This is a genomic window from Streptomyces sp. AK010 (assembly GCF_014207295.1).
Taxonomy (GTDB): Bacteria; Actinomycetota; Actinomycetes; order Streptomycetales; family Streptomycetaceae; genus Streptomyces; species Streptomyces massasporeus.
The window spans coordinates 60,195-79,639 of record NZ_JACHCX010000026.1; the positions used below are offsets into that span (position 1 = coordinate 60,195).

The 19,445-nt window shown below is 72.0% G+C and carries 17 protein-coding genes and 1 other RNA gene; 13 read left to right on the forward strand and 5 right to left on the reverse strand.

Features of this window, described 5'->3' with window-relative positions; all coding sequences use genetic code 11:
• Positions 1-1,107 (reverse strand): FHA domain-containing protein (locus HDC93_RS38990; RefSeq protein ID WP_260419917.1); only part of this gene is annotated, 1,107 nt, incomplete at its 3' end.
• Positions 1,108-1,491: 384 nt separating this feature from the next.
• Here HDC93_RS38990 and HDC93_RS33840 point away from each other — a divergent pair.
• The 4 genes from HDC93_RS33840 to HDC93_RS33855 all read left to right on the forward strand — a co-directional run bounded on the left by HDC93_RS33840 (position 1,492) and on the right by HDC93_RS33855 (position 6,602).
• Entirely contained in the window at positions 1,492-3,183 is a 1,692-nt protein-coding gene (locus HDC93_RS33840; protein ID WP_185014645.1) for a serine/threonine-protein kinase, read from the forward strand.
• Between the two features lie 122 nt (positions 3,184-3,305).
• On the forward strand, positions 3,306-4,553 hold the full coding sequence (locus HDC93_RS33845; RefSeq protein ID WP_185014646.1) for a serine/threonine-protein kinase: 1,248 nt from the start codon (positions 3,306-3,308) through the stop codon (positions 4,551-4,553).
• A gap of 58 nt (positions 4,554-4,611) precedes the next feature.
• The gene (gene prfB, locus HDC93_RS33850) at positions 4,612-5,715 is read left to right on the forward strand and encodes a peptide chain release factor 2 (protein ID WP_185014647.1); all 1,104 of its coding nucleotides are present in this window, start codon (positions 4,612-4,614) and stop codon (positions 5,713-5,715) included.
• 290 nt (positions 5,716-6,005) lie between these two features.
• Positions 6,006-6,602 carry an LPXTG cell wall anchor domain-containing protein gene (locus HDC93_RS33855; RefSeq protein WP_185014648.1) on the forward strand — a complete coding sequence of 199 codons (597 nt, stop codon included), beginning with the start codon at positions 6,006-6,008 and terminating at the stop codon, positions 6,600-6,602.
• 129 nt (positions 6,603-6,731) lie between these two features.
• Here HDC93_RS33855 and HDC93_RS33860 read toward each other — a convergent pair whose 3' ends face one another.
• On the reverse strand, positions 6,732-6,923 hold the full coding sequence (locus HDC93_RS33860; RefSeq protein ID WP_097216953.1) for a hypothetical protein: 192 nt from the start codon (positions 6,921-6,923) through the stop codon (positions 6,732-6,734).
• A 257-nt stretch (positions 6,924-7,180) separates the two neighbouring features.
• Between HDC93_RS33860 and ftsE the strand changes: the two genes are divergently transcribed.
• The 5 genes from ftsE to ssrA all read left to right on the forward strand — a co-directional run bounded on the left by ftsE (position 7,181) and on the right by ssrA (position 11,080).
• Positions 7,181-7,870: a cell division ATP-binding protein FtsE gene (gene ftsE / locus HDC93_RS33865; RefSeq protein WP_003990615.1), complete on the forward strand. Its 690-nt coding sequence runs from the start codon at positions 7,181-7,183 to the stop codon at positions 7,868-7,870.
• Positions 7,871-7,910: 40 nt separating this feature from the next.
• Complete coding sequence (ftsX, locus tag HDC93_RS33870; RefSeq protein ID WP_185014649.1) at positions 7,911-8,828, forward strand: permease-like cell division protein FtsX; 918 nt, start codon at positions 7,911-7,913, stop codon at positions 8,826-8,828.
• 67 nt (positions 8,829-8,895) lie between these two features.
• Positions 8,896-10,065, forward strand: a complete 1,170-nt coding sequence (locus HDC93_RS33875; RefSeq protein WP_185014650.1) for a S41 family peptidase — start codon at positions 8,896-8,898, stop codon at positions 10,063-10,065.
• Positions 10,066-10,110: 45 nt separating this feature from the next.
• Positions 10,111-10,593: an SsrA-binding protein SmpB gene (gene smpB, locus HDC93_RS33880; protein ID WP_031108351.1), complete on the forward strand. Its 483-nt coding sequence runs from the start codon at positions 10,111-10,113 to the stop codon at positions 10,591-10,593.
• Positions 10,594-10,691: 98 nt separating this feature from the next.
• Positions 10,692-11,080, forward strand: a transfer-messenger RNA (tmRNA) gene (gene ssrA / locus HDC93_RS33885).
• 47 nt (positions 11,081-11,127) lie between these two features.
• Here the strand turns inward: ssrA and HDC93_RS33890 are convergent.
• The 3 genes from HDC93_RS33890 to HDC93_RS33900 form a co-directional block, all read right to left on the reverse strand.
• Positions 11,128-12,135, reverse strand: coding sequence for a LacI family DNA-binding transcriptional regulator (locus HDC93_RS33890; RefSeq protein WP_185014651.1), 1,008 nt, complete (start codon positions 12,133-12,135; stop codon positions 11,128-11,130).
• Positions 12,135-14,384, reverse strand: a complete 2,250-nt coding sequence (yicI, locus tag HDC93_RS33895; protein ID WP_185014652.1) for an alpha-xylosidase — start codon at positions 14,382-14,384, stop codon at positions 12,135-12,137. The genes HDC93_RS33890 and yicI overlap by 1 nt, the downstream gene beginning before the upstream one ends.
• Positions 14,385-14,478: 94 nt before the next feature.
• A complete protein-coding gene (locus tag HDC93_RS33900; RefSeq protein ID WP_398987454.1) occupies positions 14,479-15,753 on the reverse strand; it encodes an MFS transporter in 1,275 nt (424 codons plus the stop codon).
• 183 nt (positions 15,754-15,936) lie between these two features.
• Here HDC93_RS33900 and HDC93_RS33905 point away from each other — a divergent pair, with 183 nt between their 5' ends.
• From HDC93_RS33905 to HDC93_RS33920, 4 genes are all read left to right on the forward strand, one after another.
• Entirely contained in the window at positions 15,937-16,182 is a 246-nt protein-coding gene (locus HDC93_RS33905; RefSeq protein ID WP_185014654.1) for a hypothetical protein, read from the forward strand.
• Between the two features lie 12 nt (positions 16,183-16,194).
• Entirely contained in the window at positions 16,195-17,025 is an 831-nt protein-coding gene (locus HDC93_RS33910; protein WP_260419918.1) for a hypothetical protein, read from the forward strand.
• 42 nt (positions 17,026-17,067) lie between these two features.
• Complete coding sequence (locus HDC93_RS33915) at positions 17,068-18,090, forward strand: LysR family transcriptional regulator (protein WP_185014655.1); 1,023 nt, start codon at positions 17,068-17,070, stop codon at positions 18,088-18,090.
• A 102-nt stretch (positions 18,091-18,192) separates the two neighbouring features.
• Entirely contained in the window at positions 18,193-19,191 is a 999-nt protein-coding gene (locus HDC93_RS33920) for a hypothetical protein (RefSeq protein ID WP_311774700.1), read from the forward strand.
• The last annotated feature ends 254 nt before the right edge of the window (positions 19,192-19,445 follow it).

The window sequence follows — 19,445 nt, forward strand, 5'->3', positions numbered from 1 at the left end:
GCCGGCCGCACGCCCTGCGCCCGGAGAGGGTGCCTGGCTCCGGCCGGTGCCCTGGGCCGGCACCTCGCGCCGGCCGTCTCCGGCGTGTGCTGCGCCGGCGGCGCCCTGGACAGGTGCCTGACCCCGGCTGTCCTCTGTGCGGGCGGCACCCCCGGTCGGCACCTCGCTCCGAGAGTCCCCGGCATAGGTCTCACCGCCGCTGCCCGCAGGGCGGGCCCTGCCGACGTCCCCTCGCCCCTCCGGCCGTCCGGACGCCGCGCCCGGGCCCTCGCTCTCGATCCGCGGTGCCCCGCCCTGCCCGGGCACCACGGCCGGGTCAGCCGGGCCGCGCCCGGAGGCACCGGGCGTGCCCCAGGGCGCCGAGCCGTCGGCGTGGTGCGTGGTACCGGCGGGCCCGGCCGGTCCCGGGTCGGGCACGCGTGCGTGCGACGCGGCCGCGTCTCCGGCGGGTCCGGCCACGCGCACGTGCCCCTCCCCGTCCGGCGTCGTCTCGACCCGGCCCCCCGGCCCTCCGGCGGGCGCCAGCCGCAGCGCCGACTCACCGATCCGCAGCAGCGCACCCGGCGCGAAGGGGACGGCCCGGCCGCCGACCCGCGCGCCGTTCACCGTCGTGCCGTTCGTGGAGTCCAGGTCTGCGACCGCGACGCGGCCGTCCGCGCTCACCGTGACCGTGCAGTGCAGCCGGGAGACGTCCGGGTCGTCGAGCGGTACGTCGGCGTCGGCGGAGCGGCCGACGCGGATCTCGCCACCGTGCAGAAGATGGACACCGCCGGCGTCGGGGCCGGCCACGACCTGGAGCTGGGCCGGGGCGTCGTCCAGCTCGGGATGCGGCTCGGGCTCGCCCGGCGCACCCACGGACAGCACGGCACCGTCGGTCAGCGGGGGCTCGCCGAGCGTGCAGCGCTGGGCGTCGAGCCGCTGCTCCCCGGCGTACAGCACGGGCGTGCCCGAACCGTCACCACCGGAGACCACCTGGGCGAGCGCGGACGCCACCGCGGCGAGCGCCGTACCGGCGGGCGCCGTGACCAGCACGTCGCTGCGCGGGGCGCCGTCCCGCGCCGGCGCCGACGGGCCCAGCGGATCTACGACGGTCAGCCGGATCTGCATCGCCGTCAGCGGTCCCTTCTGCCCGGGCGCGGAGTCCCCCACCCCGCCCCAGCACGTCGGCCAGTACTGCCAGCATCCTCGCACCTGCCACTGACAACGCGCTCCTCGCTCGGGAAAAGGTGATCTTGATTGGTCGGCTCTGCCCGCAAAAGTGCCTGAGAGATGACCCACAGGCGACCGCTTGAGATCAGTCACGCTCACTCCTGGCAACCACAAGACCGAGGTGAGCGTCTTTCCTTCGAACAGCTGTGAGGGCCGTTACGTAAGACCCACTGCGTGAGAGACGCGAGACCCACAGAAGACGACACATCGGTCCCCGGCCCCCCGGCACTACAGTGTGTCGGACAGGCCAGCAGGCAAGGCAAGCACCAGGGAGCGCATGACGTGCGGCCGGTAGGCAGCAAGTACCTCCTCGAGGAGCCGCTCGGACGCGGCGCCACGGGCACCGTCTGGCGTGCCCGCCAGCGCGAGACCGCGGGCGCCGAGGCGGCCGTGCCGGGGCAGCCCGGCGAGACCGTCGCGATCAAGGTCCTCAAAGAGGAACTGGCCGGCGATCCGGACATCGTCATGCGGTTCCTGCGCGAGCGCTCCGTCCTGCTGCGGCTGACCCACCCGAACATCGTCCGGGTGCGTGACCTGGTCGTCGAGGGCGAGCTGCTGGCGCTGGTCATGGACCTCGTCGAGGGCCCCGACCTGCACCGCTACCTGCGCGAGAACGGGCCGTTCACCCCGGTCGCCGCCGCCCTGCTCACCGCCCAGATCGCCGACGCGCTCGCCGCCAGCCACGCCGACGGCGTGGTCCACCGCGACCTCAAGCCGGCCAACGTCCTGCTCCAGCAGTACGACGGGCAGATGCACCCGCTGCTGACCGACTTCGGCATCGCCCGCCTCGCCGACTCCCCGGGACTGACCCGCACCCAGGAGTTCGTCGGCACGCCCGCGTACGTCGCGCCCGAGTCCGCCGAGGGCCGCCCGCAGACCTCCGCCGTCGACATCTACGGCGCCGGCATCCTGCTGTACGAGCTGGTCACCGGCCGCCCGCCGTTCTCCGGCGGCTCAGCCCTGGAGGTGCTGCACCAGCACCTGAGCGCCGAGCCGCGCCGCCCCTCGACGGTCCCCGACCCGCTGTGGGCGGTCATCGAGCGCTGTCTGCGCAAGAACCCGGACGAACGGCCCAGCGCCGAGAACCTCGCCCGCGGCCTGCGCGTCGTCGCCGAGGGCATCGGGGTGCACGCGAACTCCGCGCAGATCGCCGCCGCCGAGGGCGTCGGCATGCTCCTCGCGCCCGACCCGGCCCCCGCGCCGGTGCCGGACACCCCCGGAGCGGCCGACCCCACCCAGGTCCTCCCGCAGGGCGCGGGCTCGTACGACCCGAACGCCGCGACCAGCGTCATGCCGCACACCGGCGGCCCGGCCGGCGCCGCCGACCCCACCGCCGTCATGAACCACCGGGGCGCGGCCGACCCGACCGCCGTCATGCCGCCGGTCCCGCCGGGCTCGCCCGGCCACCCCGGAGGGCAGAACCAGCAGGGCGGCCCCGAGGACCCGCACCCCTGGCAGAACCAGCTGCGGGCGGCCCGTGACCGCAACGAGCAGACGCAGGTCCAGAACTACCTCGACCCGGGTCAGGACCCGCTGCGCCGCCGCCCCCAGCGCCAGGTGGCCCGGCCCCAGCAGCAGCCGCGCCGCCAGGCGCCCCCGCCCGGGCCCGGCTACGGCCACCCGCAACAACAGCAGCCCCAGCAGTACGCCCCGCAGCCCCAGCGCCCCCAGCCGCCGCAGCGCTACGCCCCGCCCGCGCCGCCGCCCCAGCAGCCGCAGCCGCCGCAGCGCGAGCCCCGGCAGCCCCGGCAGCGCAGCGCCAACCCGATGCGGATCCCCGGCCTCGGCTGCCTGAAGGGCTGCCTCTTCACGATCGTCATCCTGTTCGTGGCGGGCTGGCTGATCTGGGAACTGAGCCCGCTCCAGGAGTGGATCGGCACCACCAAGGGCTACTGGGACCAGCTCACCGACTGGTTCAACACCGTGACCGGCTGGTTCGAGAAGCTCGGCGGGAGCGGTTCCGGCACGAACTGACCGGAACCGCCCCGCGGGGTTGGTGATTTGTCGACACCCGGCGGGTGATTTCCGCCTCGACGGTGAAGGTTGGCTCTCCGGACGCGTAGTTTTAGCGACAACACGCGTCGGTAGGAGCAGCCTTGGCACGGAAGATCGGCAGCCGGTACACCGCCCACCAGATCCTCGGGCGGGGCAGCGCCGGCACGGTGTGGCTGGGCGAGGGCCCCGGAGGCCCCGTCGCCATCAAGCTGCTGCGCGAGGACCTCGCGTCCGACCAGGAACTCGTCGGTCGCTTCGTCCAGGAGCGCACGGCCCTGCTCGGCTTGGAGCACCCGCACGTGGTGTCGGTGCGGGACCTGGTCGTCGACGGCAACGACCTGGCGCTCGTCATGGACCTCGTCCGCGGCACGGACCTGCGCACCCGGCTGGACCGGGACCGGCGCCTGGCCCCCGAGGCGGCCGTCGCGATCGCGGCCGACATCGCCGACGGACTGGCCGCCGCGCACGCCGCGGGCGTCGTGCACCGGGACGTCAAGCCGGAGAACGTGCTCCTGGACATGCAGGGTCCGCTCGGCCCCGGCGGCTCCCACCGCGCGCTGCTGACCGACTTCGGCGTCGCCAAGCTCATCGACACCCCGCGCCGGACCAAGGCCACGAAGATCATCGGCACTCCGGACTACCTCGCCCCGGAGATCGTCGAGGGCCTGCCCCCGCGCGCGTCCGTGGACATCTACGCGCTCGCCACGGTCCTCTACGAGCTGCTGGCGGGCTTCACGCCCTTCGGCGGCGGCCACCCGGGCGCGGTCCTGCGCCGGCACGTCACGGAGACGGTCGTCCCGCTGCCCGGCATCCCGGACGAGCTGTGGCAGCTGCTGGTGCAGTGCCTGGCCAAGGCCCCGGCGTCGCGGCTGCGGGCCTCGGAGCTCGGGGCCCGGCTGCGGGAGCTGCTGCCGATGCTCGCGGGCATGCCCCCGCTGGAGGTCGACGAGCCGGACACCGAATCCGCGGAGGAGGCCGAGGGCGAGGAGCAGCCCGCCGGACCGGCGCCGACCGGGGAGCGCGTCCGGCGGCGGGGCGCGGTCCCCCTGGTGCCGGGCGCGAAGCCGGCCGACTCCAACCGCGACACCCACACCTCGATGCGCGTCCCCGCCCCCGACGAGCTGGCCGGCGGCGCCCACGGCACGGCCCGGGCCCCGCGCACCGCGGGCGCCCCCCGCCCCGGCTCGGCCCGCAACCGCGCCGCGGCCCGGCGCCGCCGGGTGGCCCTGGGAGCGGGCGCGATCGCCCTCACGGCGGCGATCGGCGTCGGCGCCTGGCTGTCCACGTCGGACGACGACGGCGGCGCACCTCCCCAGGACACGGAGAACTCCGCCCCGCAGACTCCCTGAGCCGCCCGCTCCGGCCGCCCGGCGATGGCCGCCGGGCGGAGCCGTTACGCTGGAGGGCGTGGCAGTCGTCGACGTATCCGAAGAGCTCAAGTCCCTCTCCTCGACCATGGAGTCGATCGAGGCCGTTCTGGACCTCGAGAAGATGAGGGCAGACATCGCCGTGCTCGAGGAGCAGGCGGCCGCGCCGTCCCTCTGGGACAACCCCGATGAGGCGCAGAAGATCACCAGCAAGCTGTCCCACCTCCAGGCCGAGGTGCGCAAGGCCGAGGCCCTGCGCGGTCGCATCGACGACCTGGGCGTCCTCTTCGAGATGGCCGAGGAGGAGGACGACCCGGACACCCGTGCCGAGGCCGAGGCCGAGCTCACGGCCGTGAAGAAGGCGCTGGACGAGATGGAGGTCCGCACCCTCCTCTCCGGTGAGTACGACTCCCGTGAGGCGCTGGTGAACATCCGTGCCGAGGCCGGTGGCGTCGACGCCGCCGACTTCGCCGAGAAGCTCCAGCGCATGTACCTGCGCTGGGCCGAGCAGCGCGGCTACAAGACCGAGATCTACGAGACCTCCTACGCGGAAGAGGCCGGCATCAAGTCGACCACCTTCGCCGTGCAGGTCCCCTACGCCTACGGCACCCTCTCCGTCGAGCAGGGCACGCACCGCCTCGTGCGCATCTCGCCCTTCGACAACCAGGGGCGCCGCCAGACCTCCTTCGCGGGCGTGGAGATCCTCCCCGTGGTCGAGCAGACCGACCACATCGAGATCGACGAGTCCGAGCTGCGGGTGGACGTGTACCGCTCGTCCGGCCCCGGCGGCCAGGGCGTCAACACCACCGACTCCGCGGTGCGGCTGACCCACCTCCCCACCGGCATCGTCGTCTCCTGCCAGAACGAGCGGTCGCAGATCCAGAACAAGGCGACCGCCATGAACGTTCTCCAGGCGAAGCTGCTGGAGCGGCAGCGCCAGGAGGAGCGGGCCAGGATGGACGCCCTCAAGGACGGCGGGAGCTCCTGGGGCAACCAGATGCGTTCCTACGTCCTGCACCCGTACCAGATGGTGAAGGACCTGCGCACCGAGTTCGAGGTCGGCAACCCCGAGGCCGTGTTCAACGGCGAGATCGACGGGTTCCTCGAGGCCGGAATTCGCTGGCGCAAGCAGCAGGAGAAGTAAGTTTGTCGACAAGGCAACTGCCGCCCTCAAGGCGGTAGTTGCCTTGTCTGCGCTCGGACGTCCGGGTTTTACATCACACTCACAGGCTCAGACTCCCCGCATAGCTCCCTTAGTTGGACATGGCGGCCGCAAACGACCTTGACGTGTTCTTGAAAAATGGGAAGGGTGAAGCGCGGCATGCGTGTCTCTGGGGCGCATGTGAACCGGGGGCCCTTTCACCGCAGCCGTCTCCGTCGAGCACAGCCCCGAGCATTGCCTAATGACGATGAGCTACTGGGGGTAGCAACCACATGACGAAGAAGACGCGGATCCGTGTCGCGCGCATAGCCGCCGGCGCCGTGATCGCCGCCGGTGCCTCGCTGACCGCCGCCGGTGCCGCATCCGCCGCGGAGGCCGACGACTGCCTGCTCGGCATCCTGTGCGCCGACGAGTCGCCGTCCCCGACGCCGACCGACCCGCCGACCGACATCCCCACCGACCCGCCGACGGACCTCCCGACGGACCCGCCGTCGACCGAGGAGCCCACCGACGAGCCGACCGAGCCCACGGACGAGCCCACCGAGCCGACCGAGGACCCGACCGACGCCCCGACCGACCCGGGCAACGGAAACGGCACCGGTGGCGGCAACGGCAACGGCGGCAACAACACCGACCCCGACGGCGGCACCTCGCCGCAGGAGGAGGGCTCCTCCGCCCTCACCGAGATCGGCTCGGACTCCACCCCGGCCCCGCAGGCCCAGGCCCAGGGCAACGGCGAGGAGCTCGCCGAGACGGGTGCCGCGCAGACCGCCTTCCTGGTGATCGGCGCCGCCACGATGATCGCCGGCGGTGTCGGCTTCCGTCTGCTGCCGCGCCTCGTGGGCGGTCGCGGCGGGGCTGCCGCCTGACGGTAGCCGCGTCCCCACGGCCCGTGGCCACACGGACCGTGGGCGCAGCGCAACACCGAGGGCCCGGAGCGAATCGCGATTCGCTCCGGGCCCTCGGCCATGTCCGGGGGGCGGCTGCCTGCACCGCCGCTACGCGGTCTGGTGCGCCAGCAGGGCCACCGCCGCGATCAGCACCGTCAGCAGTGCGATCAGGGTCATCGGGTTCAGGCCCGCGAGGAAGTTCTCCTGCTGCATCCGCTCGCGGTTCGCGCGGCACACGGGGCAGCGGCCCTCGTTCACGGGGGACGCGCAGTTCGCGCACACCAGCCGGTCGTACGTCATGCGCTTGCCCTCCTTGCGCCGGTTCCACGTGTCCAACGTCCGTGGGGGTGGGAATGTTCCCCCCTCCACTTTGCCAGGTTCCGACGGCTGTCGCGCGGCTGCGCAATTTCTGTGGTTGTACGCACAGTCCCCCCGCGCCCCTCGGGGCTCGGTATAAAACGGCACATCCATGGCGCAACCACTGTCGGTGACTGCGATGCCCCACCCGGGTCGCGTATGGTCACGCTCATCTACCCCCGGCGACCCGTGGTGCATCCGTGATCCGATTCGACAATGTCTCCAAGGTCTACCCCAAGCAGACCCGCCCCGCCCTCAGGGATGTCTCCCTGGAGGTCGAGAAGGGCGAGTTCGTCTTCCTCGTGGGGTCCTCCGGCTCCGGAAAGTCCACCTTCCTGCGGCTGATCCTCCGCGAGGAGCGGTGCAGTCACGGTCAGGTGCACGTTCTGGGCAAGGACCTCGCCCGCCTCTCCAACTGGAAGGTCCCGCAGATGCGGCGCCAGCTGGGGACGGTCTTCCAGGACTTCCGTCTGCTGCCGAACAAGACGGTCGGCGAGAACGTCGCCTTCGCGCAGGAGGTCATCGGCAAGTCCCGCGGCGAGATCCGCAAGTCCGTGCCGCAGGTGCTCGACCTCGTCGGGCTCGGCGGCAAGGAGGACCGGATGCCCGGCGAGCTGTCCGGTGGTGAGCAGCAGCGCGTCGCCATCGCGCGTGCCTTCGTCAACCGGCCCAAGCTGCTCATCGCCGACGAGCCCACCGGCAACCTCGACCCGCAGACCTCCGTCGGCATCATGAAGCTGCTCGACCGCATCAACCGGACGGGCACGACCGTGGTGATGGCCACGCACGACCAGAACATCGTCGACCAGATGCGCAAGCGCGTCATCGAACTGGAGAAGGGCCGCCTCGTCCGCGACCAGGCCCGCGGTGTCTACGGCTACCAGCACTGATACCGCACCCGAGATCCACGGAAAGGCATAACCAGTCGCCATGCGCGCCCAGTTCGTCCTGTCGGAGATCGGTGTCGGTCTCCGCCGCAACCTGACGATGACCTTCGCCGTCGTCGTCTCCGTCGCCCTGTCGCTCGCCCTGTTCGGCGGGTCGCTCCTGATGAGCGACCAGGTCAACACCATGAAGGGCTTCTGGTACGACAAGGTCAACGTCTCGATCTTCCTCTGCAACAAGAGCGACGCCGAGTCCGACCCCAACTGCGCCAAGGGTGCGGTGACCGACGACCAGAAGTCGCAGATCAAGGCCGACCTCGGCAAGATGGACGTCGTCCAGGCGGTCACGTACGAGTCGCAGGACCAGGCGTACAAGCACTACAAGGAGCAGTTCGGCGACTCCCCGCTCGCCAGCTCCCTCACGCCGGACCAGATGCAGGAGTCGTACCGCATCAAGTTGAAGGACCCGGAGAAGTACCAGGTCATCGCCACCGCCTTCAACGGCCGGGACGGCGTGCAGTCCGTGCAGGACCAGAAGGGCATCCTGGACAACCTCTTCAAGCTGCTGAACGGCATGAACTGGGCCGCCCGCGCGGTGATGGCGCTGATGCTGGTCGTCGCGCTGATGCTGATCGTCAACACCGTGCGCGTCTCGGCGTTCAGCCGCCGGCGTGAGACCGGCATCATGCGGCTGGTCGGCGCCTCCGGCTTCTACATCCAGGCGCCGTTCATCATGGAGGCCGCGGTCGCCGGACTCATCGGCGGCACCCTCGCGTGCGGCTTCCTGCTGATCGCCCGGTACTTCCTCATCGACCACGGACTGGCCCTGGCCGACCAGCTGACACTGATCAACTTCATCGGCTGGGGCGCGGTGCTGAAGTATCTGCCGCTCATCCTCGCGACGAGCCTTCTGATGCCCGCGTTGGCCGCGTTCTTCGCGCTGCGCAAGTACTTGAAGGTGTGACGCATGCCAAGAGGGGCGTACGGTCAACCGACCGTACGCCCCTTCCGCTTGTCCTAGACTCACCGGCATGTCAGGTCGTGACCCGTTCTGTCAGCCCCGCCGTATCCGTCGCGGGGCCGCCCTGACGTTGGTGTTCACGAGCGTGCTCGTCGCCGGTGCGGCCACCGGGGCGTTGCCGCAGGGCGAGGAAAAGTCCGCCCGCAACGAGGCCCGTTCGGCCGGACCGGCCGGGCGCCACGCGGACGTCGCCAGGGCGGCCGAGGAGGCCATGGCCGAGGGCAAGTCGCCGATCCAGGCCGCCAAGCGCGCCGTCAGCCGCAGCGGTGACCGCTGGGGCGCCGTCTACTCCCGGGGCGAGTACGAGGAGTTCGAGGAGTCCCTCGACGGCCAGTACACCGGCGTCGGCCTGTGGGCCCGCAGCGAACGGGACGGCCGTATCGAGGTGACGAAGGTGCGCGCCGGTTCGCCTGCCGCCACCGCCGGGATCCGCCCCGGGGACCTGCTGCGCAGCGTCGACGGTGAGAAGACCGACGGCCGTCCCGTCACGGAGGTCGTCTCCTTACTGCGCGGGGACGCCACGGACGCCCCCGCGGGCACCGCCGTCCGCCTCGGCCTGGAGCGCGGCACCCGCGCGTGGACCGAAACGCTGCGCCGGGTCCAGCTGTCCACCGACTCCGTCACCGTCCGGGAGCTCGCCGGCCGGGTCACCGTCATCAAGGTCGCCACCTTCACCAAGGGCTCCGGCCGCCAGGTCCGTGAAGCCGTCCGGCAGTCCCCGCCCCGCGCCGGGATCGTCCTGGACCTGCGCGGCAACTCCGGTGGCCTGGTCACCGAGGCCGTGACCGCCGCCTCCGCCTTCCTCGACGGCGGCCTGGTCGCCACCTACGACGTCGAGGGCGAGCAGCGCGCCCTGCACGCCGAGTCCGGCGGGGACACCACGAGACCCCTGGTCGCGCTCGTCGACGGCGGGACGATGAGCGCGGCCGAGCTCCTCACCGGCGCCGTGCAGGACCGTGGACGGGCGCTCGTCGTGGGCTCCCGCACCTTCGGCAAGGGCTCGGTCCAGATGCCGAGCCGGCTGCCCGACGGCTCCGTGGCGGAGCTGACCGTCGGGCACTACCGCACCCCCTCCGGCCGCGGGGTCGACGGCCGGGGCATCACGCCCGACCTGGAGACCGGCGAGGACGCCCTCCAGCGGGCCGAGACCGTCCTGCGGGGCCTCGCGAGCCCCTCGTAATCGACTTTCCGCAGGAGCCCTCCGTAGTGCGAAAATGGCGGCACTATGGCTAAGGAAAAAGGGCGCAAGCTGATCGCGCAGAACAAGAAGGCGCGGCACGACTACCTCATCATCGACACCTACGAGGCCGGCCTGGTCCTCACCGGGACCGAGGTGAAGTCCCTGCGCCAGGGACGGGCGTCGCTGGTCGACGGCTTCGTGCAGCTGGACGGGAACGAGGCGTGGCTGCACAACGTGCACGTGCCGGAGTACAGCCAGGGCACGTGGACCAACCACAGCGCCCGGCGCAAGCGGAAGCTGCTGCTGCACCGTGCCGAGATCGACAAGCTGGAGTCGAAGTCGGGCGAGACGGGCCACACCATCGTGCCCCTCGCGCTGTACTTCAAGGACGGCCGGGCCAAGGTCGAGATCGCGCTGGCGAAGGGCAAGAAGGAGTACGACAAGCGCCAGACGCTCCGTGAGAAGCAGGACCGCAGGGAGACCGACCGCGCGATCGCGGCGGTGCGGCGCAAGCAGCGCGGGGCGTAGGGAATACGCTGGCACCGACCTGCGTTGGTCACGTACGATGGTCACTGCACCCCACAGCGGGTGCGCGCCCCTCTCCGGAGGGATTGTCAACACAACATGGGGATGATCGGTTTCGACAGCGGCTGTCGAAGCAGGGGAAGCGTGTCGAGGAAGCGGCAATGATCTCGTAAACCATATGTCGCAAAAAATAATCGCCACTACCAAGCGCGATTCCCAGTCCTTCGCCCTCGCTGCCTGATAAGCAGTGACTGAAGGACCCTAAATGGGTGTCAGCCCGGGAGTGTTCCCGGCCCGGATCCTGGCATAATCTAGGGAACTAAACCATCGAGCCCGGTCACGGGGCTCGATGGGAAATCAAACAGTGACTGGGCCCGTCGGCGACTTGTTCGCGTGATCGCCGGGGCCGAGAAAATCACAGCGAACTGCACACGGAGAAGCCCTGATTCTGCACCGTTGGACGCGGGTTCGATTCCCGCCATCTCCACTCATCCCATGTGGGCAAGGGCCCCGTCGCTTACTGCGGCGGGGCCTTTGTCATGCCGTCCGGCGTGCCGTGCTCGCCCGTTCCGTCAGCCGGGGCGCGAGAAGTGTCGTCTCCGGTACGGGGGTGCCGTGCAGCTTCCGTATCAGGAGGTCCACCGCGTGGGCGCCCAGCTCGTCGGCCGGCAGGGACACCGATGTGACCGGGACACGGGGCGTCGTCGCCATGTCGTCCGGGCAGACGGCCGTGACGGAGAGGTCGTCGGGGACGCGCAGGCCGAGATGCTCGAAGGCGGCGATCAAGGGGGCCAGGAGAGGTTCGTTGTGGACGACCACGGCGGTGAGGGCGGGGTGCCCGTGGAGCAGCCGCTCGGCGAGCCCCGGGGCCGTGGCGGGGTCGGGGCCGCCCGGGTGGACGGACGAGGCCAGGCCGTGACGGGTGGCGGCCGTGGTGAAGCCGTGCATGAGGTGGTGGGCGTAGGCCGTTCTGCGGAGGTAGACCTCCGGGGGCGAGCCCACCAGGGCGACCGTGTGGTGGCCCAGCGCCGCCAGATGATCCACGCACGCCTCGCCGGCCGCCCGGAAGTCGAGGTCGACGCAGGTCAGGCCGTATGTGTGCGCCGGGACACCGATCAGGACCGACGGGCGGTCCTGGGAGCGGAGCCGGGGGAGGCGGGGGTCGTGGAGTTCGACGTCCGTCAGCAGCAGCCCGTCCACCGATGCCGTGTGCACGGCGCGGCTCAGCCCCTCCTCGGCCTCCTCCTGGGTGAGGAGCAGGACGTCGTGGTCGTGCGCCCGGGCCGTCGTCACCACCGACACCGCCAGCCGCATCATCACCGGGACGTGCACGCCGGGGCGGAGCGGAGACGCCAGGGCCAGGACGTTCGGCTTGCCGCCGGCCAGGTCGCGGGCGGCCGCGTGGGGGCGGTAGCCCAGGTCGCGGGCGGCCGCCTCGACGCGTCGCCGGGTCTCGTCGGAGATCGGGCGCTTGCCGCTCAGCGCGTAGGAGACGGTGCTGGGGGAGACCCCGGCTCGCCGCGCCACGTCCGTGATCTTGACCATCAGCCGAGTTCCAGCGTGAGGAGGCCCGTGCCGGGCGCGGCCTGGACCTCGCGGTCGCCCGCGGCCAGGCTCCAGGCGGCCGTCGGGGCGGAGCACGTCGCCCGCAGGGTGTCCCCCTCGCGGGCGACCGTGAAGGTCACGTCCCCGACCGGCACCGTCACCTCGTCGCCGGGGCGCAGACCGTACGCCCGCAGCGTCACCCCGTCGGCGTGGTCGTAGTCCGGGCGGTCGTCCCGCGCACCGACCGGGATCACCGCGCCGGGCCGGACCAGCAGCGGCACGCTCTGGAATTCGTGGTGCTCCCGCACCCAGCGCGGGCCGGTCACCGTCCCGCCGGTCGGGAAGTGTGTCCAGGTGCCCTCGGGGACGTAGTACGTGACGTCGCCCTCGTCGCTGAACACCGGGGCGACCAGCAGGTCCGGGCCGAGCATGTACTGCCGTTCCAGGTGCGCGCACCCCGGGTCGTCCGGGAACTCCAGCACCATCGCGCGCATCATGGGCAGGCCCTCGGCGTGAGCCGTGCGGGCCGTCTCGTACAGGTAGGGCATGAGGCGGAGCTTCAGCCGGGTGAAGTGGCGGGCCACGTCGACCGATTCCTCGTCGAACTGCCAGGGCACCCGGTAGGAGCTGCTGCCGTGCAGGCGGCTGTGCGAGGAGAGCAGCCCGAAGGCCAGCCAGCGCTTGAACAGGGCGGGCGTGGGGGTGCCCTCGAAGCCGCCGATGTCATGGCTCCAGAAGCCGAATCCGGACAGGCCGAGGGACAGGCCGCCGCGCAGCGACTCCGCCATCGACTCGTACGTCGCCTCGCAGTCGCCGCCCCAGTGCACGGGGAACTGCTGGCTCCCCGCGGTCGCGGAGCGGGCGAAGAGCACGGCCTCCCGCTCACCGCGGTGCTTGCGCAGCACCTCGAAGACCGTGCGGTTGTACAGGTACGTGTAGTAGTTGTGCATCCCCTCCGGGTCCGAGCCGTCGGACCAGACCACGTCGAGGGGCACCCGTTCACCGAAGTCGGTCTTGAAGCAGTCGACGCCCTGCGCGAGCAGCGTCTCCAGCTTGGCGGCGTACCAGTCGCGGGCGGCCGGTGACGTGAAGTCGACCAGGGCCATCCCGGGCTGCCACATGTCCCACTGCCAGACCGAGCCGTCCGGGCGCTTCAGCAGGTGCCCGAGCGCCTTGCCCTCGGCGAACAGCGGGGAGCGCTGGGCGATGTACGGATTGATCCAGACGGAGACATGCAGGTCACGGGCGCTCAGCCGGGCCAGCATGCCCTCCGGGTCGGGGAAGACGCGGGAATCCCACCGGAAGTCGCACCAGTTGTGCTCGCGCATCCAGAAGCAGTCGAAGTGGAAGACGGACAGCGGCAGTCCACGCTCCCGCATGCCGTCGACGAAGGAGGTCACCGTCTCCTCGTCGTACGGGGTGGTGAACGACGTCGACAGCCACAGGCCGAACGACCAGGCGGGCGGCAGGGCCGGGCGGCCCGTCAGGGCCGTGTACCGGCGCAGGATGTCCTTCGGGGTCGGGCCGTGGATGACGTAGTACGTCAGCTCCTGGGTCTCCGCGCTGAACTGCACCCGGGAGACCACCTCCGAGGCGACCTCGAAGGACACCCGGCCCGGGTGGTCGACGAAGACGCCGTAGCCCGCGTCCGTGAGGTAGAACGGCACGTTCTTGTAGGCCTGTTCGCTGCACGTGCCGCCGTCGGACTGCCAGATGTCGACGACCTGCCCGTTCTTCACCAGCGGGCCGAAGCGCTCACCGAGGCCGTAGACGGACGTGCCGACGCTGAGGACCAGCTGTTCGCGCAGGTGGTGCCCGCCGGAGGCGTCCGTCATGATGCCCGCGTTCCTGTGGCCGCTGCTGGTGAGCGTGCGGCCGTGCGCGCGGAACTCGACGTGCCAGGGGCCGCCCCGCGCCAGCCGGACCGACAGGTCGCCGGAGGTCAGGGTCGCGTGTTCGTCGTCGTACGAGATCTCCGCGGAGGTGTCCGACGCCGTGAGCTCGAACTCGGGGCCGCGGGGCTCGCCGCCGGTGAAGTGGGTCAGGGTCAGGCCGATGACGCCGGGCATGGGGGTGTGGGCCCGGACCGTGAGGACCGGGCCGGTCATCAGGTCGCCACGGGAGCGGACGGGCCGGGTCGTGGCGTGGATCTCCAGTGCGCCGTCCGAGTCGGTGACGTCGAGGGCCTGGGCCGGATGGGCCGCGGTGACGCCCTCGCGCAGGAGCCAGTAGCCGTCGGTGAACTTCATGTGGGGTCCCTACTCTCCCGGCGCACGACACTCTCCCGGCGCACGAAGTCGAAGCGCTTCGACGATCGAACGTATGCGGGGGGACGTGAGGGCGTCAATGGGATGCGAGGCAATCGGTGAAGCGATTCGAAGGGCTGCACGGGGACAACGCCAGAGCCACGGCCGCCGCCGTCACCGGGACCACGTAGCCCGCCGTCGGAGAGAGGTGCTCGACCGTCCAGCCGCCGATCGCGCTGCCGCAGGCGACGCCGCCGAGCAGGCCGGTCACCGCGAGGGTCATGCCCTCGTTCAGCCGGCCCTCGGGAGTGCGCTCCTGGACCAGCGTCATGGTGGTCACCATCGTCGGGGCCGTCGCCATCCCGGCGACCAGCAGCGCGGCAGCCAGCAGCAGGAGCGAACCGGTGAGGGACGCGGCCATGAGCGGCAGGGTCAGCAGCGCCGCCATCGCCGCCACGCACCAGGGCAGCCGGGTCGCGGCCGGACCGGCGGGCTTCACGGCGCCGTACAGAAGGCCCGCCCCGCAGGAGCCCGCCGCCTGGAGCGCGAGCACGATTCCGGCCGCCGACTCCCGCCCCTGCGCGTCGGCGAACGCGAGCGTGACCACCTCCGTCGCGCCGAAGACGCCGCCCATCGCCAGGCAGACCGCGAGCAGCGGGGGGATGCCGGGGGCGCGCAGCGGCGCCCGTCCGGGTAGGTGCGTCGCGCGGACCGGGGGCTCCGTCGCGCGCCGGCCTGCGAAAAGGACCATGCCGGTCAGCAGCAGCGCCGCGCCCACGAGAGTGCCCGCCTCGGGGAAGAACGTCCCGCACAGGAAGGCCGCGAGCACCGGGCCCAGCATGAAGCACAGTTCGTCCGCCGCCTGCTCGAAGGAGTTGGCGGTGTGCAGTGCCTTCGCGTCGCCGGCCAGCAGATGGGCCCAGCGGGCCCGGGACATGCCGCCGGTGTTGGGGGTCGTGGCGGTGGCGGCGTAGGAGGCGAACAGGGTCCAGTCGGGGGCGTCGTGGCGCACGCACAGCAGCAGGGAGAGGGAGCCGAGGACGGCGACCACCGTGGCGGGCAGGGCCACACGTGCCTGGCCGTGCCGGTCGACGAGCCGGGCGGTCCATGGCGCGACCAGGGCGGTCGCCGCGAGCCCCGTCGCCGTGACGGCGCCGGCGAGGGCATAGGAGCCCCGGGATCCGGCGATCATCATGACCGCGCTGACGCTGAACATGCCCATCGGCAGGCGGGCGAGCAGGTTCCCGGCCGTGAAGGCGCGGGCGCCGGGGAAACGGAACAGGTGGCGGTACGGGAAGAGTTGCGGCATGTGTCCACCGTCGCCCGGGGGCGATCGGGCGGTCCAACACCTCTTCCGTGCGCAGTCACGCACCTGGGTTGTGAATCGCGCGTGCGGCCGAAAAGGGCATGGCGAAAAAGATATGCTCCCCGTTCTTCATACAGGGATATGGAGATTCCTGATGCTTCTCATGACGCATGGAAGGATGCTCATTCGCGAAAATCCTTCACTCGTTTGCCGCGCATCCGCCGAAGTGGGGTGACGGTTAGTCGGTACATGACCGAGGCGACCAGGAAAGACGGCTGGGCGGTAACGCTCGGCCCGTACACCTACATTCCCGCTCCACCGCACTCGTCGGCGACCGTCAACGGGACGCTCACCAGAGGGGGTTGCCCGGTCACGCTACAGGTGACGGAGTCGCTTCTGCGGGATTTCATCGACGCCATGAGCACGCTGGAAAAGGATCTCGCACGACGGTGGATCAGTGCGACGGATTGGCCCGCTTTCGCGCTTGCGGAATAGTCGGGGCACGCCATGTACGACAAAGTAGAGGGCACCGGCCGGCATCGGGCTCCGGCCCGGGACTTCATCACCCCACTGACCCCGCCGGACCCGACCTGGGACCCCGCCGAGGAACTGGCGTTCATCCTCGAGGAGGCCCTCGGGGGGCAGGCGGCGAGGATCTCCGCCCCCGGTGACGAGGACCGGGCCCCGGACCCGGACCCGGCACCCGCGCCCGCCCAGGGCACCCACATGCGCCGGCTCCAGGACATCACCGAGGAACTCCCGCCGGTGCGGGACGTCCCCCGGCGGCACCGCAAGGTCCGGACCCGCAAGGCCCCGGGCGTGCTCCGCACCACCAGCTTCCTCGTCGCCGCCCTCGCGGCCGTCATCGGTCTGGCGGTGAGCCTCCTGAGCGGCATGGTCGCCTACGACCCCCTGCGCATGGTCGCCGTGTCCCCCGCGGCGAGGGGCCTGCGCCACTGGTGGCCCCTGCTGGTGTACGGGCCCTGGCTGGTGGGTTCCCTGTCCGTCCTGCGGGCCGCGCTGCACCAGCGCCGTGCCGTGCACTCCTGGTGCGTGGTCCTGGTCTTCTCCTCCATCGCCGTCCTGCTGTGCGTCGTTCAGGCACCCCGGACGGTCCTCGGCACCGCGGCGGCCGCCCTGCCCGGCCTCGCCGCCCTGGCGTGCTTCCAGCAGGTCGTCCGCCAGATCACACTGACCAGGCCGCCGATGCGGTCGGCACCTCGACACCGGGTGGGGCAGGCTCCGTCCGCGGACGGCCGGAAGAGGGCGGACGGCGTGAACGCCACGGAGGTCCGGACGGGCGAGGGAGAGATGCCCGGGAAGAAGCCCGGCCTCTGATCCTCCGATCCCCGGCGGCCCCGGCCGCTGTAAGTTCACCGCATGGCAGCCCACCTCGACCCCCGTCTGCTGCGTGGCTTCGTCACCGTGGCCGAGGAACTGCACTTCACTCGGGCGGCGGTGCGGTTGCACGTGGCTCAGCAGGCGCTCAGCCGGGACGTGCGGCGGCTGGAACGGGAGCTGGGGACCGAGCTGTTCGTGCGGACCACCCGGCAGGTGACGCTCACCACGGACGGGGAACGGCTGCTGCCGCACGCCCGCCGGGTGCTCCACGCGCAGGACGAGCTGCTCGCCGCCTTCCACCAGGCCCGGCCGCTGCTGGTCGACCTCAACTCCCCGGGCCTGGTCACACCCCGCCGGGTGCTGCACGAGGCGCGGGAACTCGCCCCTCGCCACGAGCTGATGGCCCGCTACGAGAGCGGCCTGACCGGCGCCGCCGGTGAAATGCTGGCCGGCCGGCTGGACGCCTCGTTCGGGCGGTTCGGCGGCCTGGACCCGGCCCTGCGGGCCGGGCTCGACCACCAGCCCGTGTGGTTCGAGCCGATGGCGGTCGTCCTGCCCGAGGACCACCGGCTGGCCGCGTGGGAGTCCGTCCCGCTCGCCGAGCTGGCCGGCGAGAGCGTCTACGCGGGCGCCGGCAACCCGCGTACGCCGGAGTGGACCGGCCTCGCGCGGCTGCTCTTCGAGGGACGCGGCATCGAAATCGCGCCACCCGCCCCGCTGGCCGTAGGAGAGGAGGAGTTCCAGCGGATCATGGCCAGAACACACAACCCGATCCTGGCCGTCGTGGGGTTCCCGGCGCTTGCGTCGACGGTGGTGCGGCCCCTGGTCGACCCCGTTCCTCTGTCCCCGGTTTCGCTGGTGTGGCGCAGGGGCCCGACCCACCCCGCGCTCGACGCGTTGCGCCGGGCCGCAGCCCTCCTGGCTGCGGAAATGGGGTGGTTGTGCAGGTCCGCAGGCACGTGGACACCGGCCGGAGACGATGTCCTCATGGCGTCTCACGACGGACACGATTCGACACGGCGCCCACACAGGACCTGCGCGTGCGCTACATTCGACGCCTGAGCACGGTGTGGTACGAGGGGGCGTTCGGACGGGTGGGGGCCCGGTCCGACGGCGGGTGCTCAGGTCGTCAAGCGCACCTGAACCATCCCTGGGGGGAAGTGCGTGCGCGTGAAAGAGTGGCGAGAAGACGCCCAACCCGAGTGGCCCGAGGCCGCTACGGCTACCGGAGAGCTCCCGTCGGACGGCAGAGCCCGGGACAGAAGAGCGACACAGGTCTTCCCCGGCCGTGACGTCCGGGCGACCGGCCACGGGCTGCCCGCCGGGACGGAGATGCTGCGCGGCATTCCCCGCCAGAGTGACGGCGAGGCCGATTCGCGCGCCCCGGAACCGGGGAGCCGGACCGCGGTCCGTGACCCCTGGCAGGAGCAGGAGGAGGCGGGCCCGTCCGGGCACGCCCCCGACGAGGACGGGCAGACCCACGATCCGCACGAGGTCACGGTCCAGCTCGACGCCGTGCAGCTCTGGGAGGGCTTCCTGCGGCAGGTGAAGGAGGGCCCGGGCGCCGAGGCCGCCGACCGGCCCGTCTTCGTCGACGAGTCCGGCCGCCGCAGCCGCCGCTACCGCCGCATCGGCATGGCCGTCGCCCTGGCCTGCGGGGTCTACGCCGTCGTCATCGTCGCCACGCTGCTGTCGGGCAACTCCAACGCCCCCTGGCTGCCCGTGCCGACCAAGGACGACAACCCGCCGGCCGGGCAGGTCGACAGCCCGCCGCTGACCGCCGAGTCGGCTCCGACCGGAGAGGTCGGGGACACCGGCGTCACCGCGCCGGGCAGCGCACCGGCGACCGGCGGGGCCACGGCACCCGCGCCCGGCCCCAGCGCCGCCGCACCCGGTGCCACCGCCGGCCCCGACCGTCCCGGCACGTCCGCCAAGCCCTCGCCGACCGCGACCCGGACCACCCCGGCGCCGGGCGGCAAGGCCACCGACCCGGCCCCCACCAAACCGGCGGACCCGCCGAGCACGCCGGCCACCGACCCGACACCGACGGGCGAGCCCACGGCCGCGCCCACGGAGACGACGGGCACCGGCGGCGACGGCGGCACGGTCGCGGAGGGCCCGGCCGAGCCGCAGCCGGTCGCCGAGACGCCCGCCGCGGCTTAGACCGCGGCGCCGTCCGGATCGCGTCGTCGCCTGAACCGCGACGCTGCCGCCCGCCGCTCCGGGCGCCGCCCCTCCCCATCCGGTCGGGCACAGCAGCACCGCCTGTTCGGCAGGGCATCGCACCATCTCGCCCATCCGGCCGGGCATCGCACCATCGCCCGTTCGGCCGGGCACCGCAGCATCGCCCGTTCGGTCGGGCGCCGCAGCACGACCGCCGATCCGGCACCGCACGACGGCCTGTTCGGCCGGGCACC

Excerpts from the sequence above, each read along its gene's own strand:
- HDC93_RS33855 (WP_185014648.1), top strand. The coding sequence starts at position 6,006 with ATGACGAAGAAGACGCGGATCCGTGTCGCGCGCATAGCCGCCGGCGCC.
- HDC93_RS33860 (WP_097216953.1), bottom strand. The coding sequence starts at position 6,923 with ATGACGTACGACCGGCTGGTGTGCGCGAACTGCGCGTCCCCCGTGAAC.
- ftsX (WP_185014649.1), top strand. The coding sequence starts at position 7,911 with ATGCGCGCCCAGTTCGTCCTGTCGGAGATCGGTGTCGGTCTCCGCCGC.
- HDC93_RS33875 (WP_185014650.1), top strand. The coding sequence starts at position 8,896 with ATGTCAGGTCGTGACCCGTTCTGTCAGCCCCGCCGTATCCGTCGCGGG.
- smpB (WP_031108351.1), top strand. The coding sequence starts at position 10,111 with ATGGCTAAGGAAAAAGGGCGCAAGCTGATCGCGCAGAACAAGAAGGCG.
- HDC93_RS33890 (WP_185014651.1), bottom strand. The coding sequence starts at position 12,135 with ATGGTCAAGATCACGGACGTGGCGCGGCGAGCCGGGGTCTCCCCCAGC.
- yicI (WP_185014652.1), bottom strand. The coding sequence starts at position 14,384 with ATGAAGTTCACCGACGGCTACTGGCTCCTGCGCGAGGGCGTCACCGCG.
- HDC93_RS33905 (WP_185014654.1), top strand. The coding sequence starts at position 15,937 with ATGACCGAGGCGACCAGGAAAGACGGCTGGGCGGTAACGCTCGGCCCG.
- HDC93_RS33910 (WP_260419918.1), top strand. The coding sequence starts at position 16,195 with ATGTACGACAAAGTAGAGGGCACCGGCCGGCATCGGGCTCCGGCCCGG.
- HDC93_RS33915 (WP_185014655.1), top strand. The coding sequence starts at position 17,068 with ATGGCAGCCCACCTCGACCCCCGTCTGCTGCGTGGCTTCGTCACCGTG.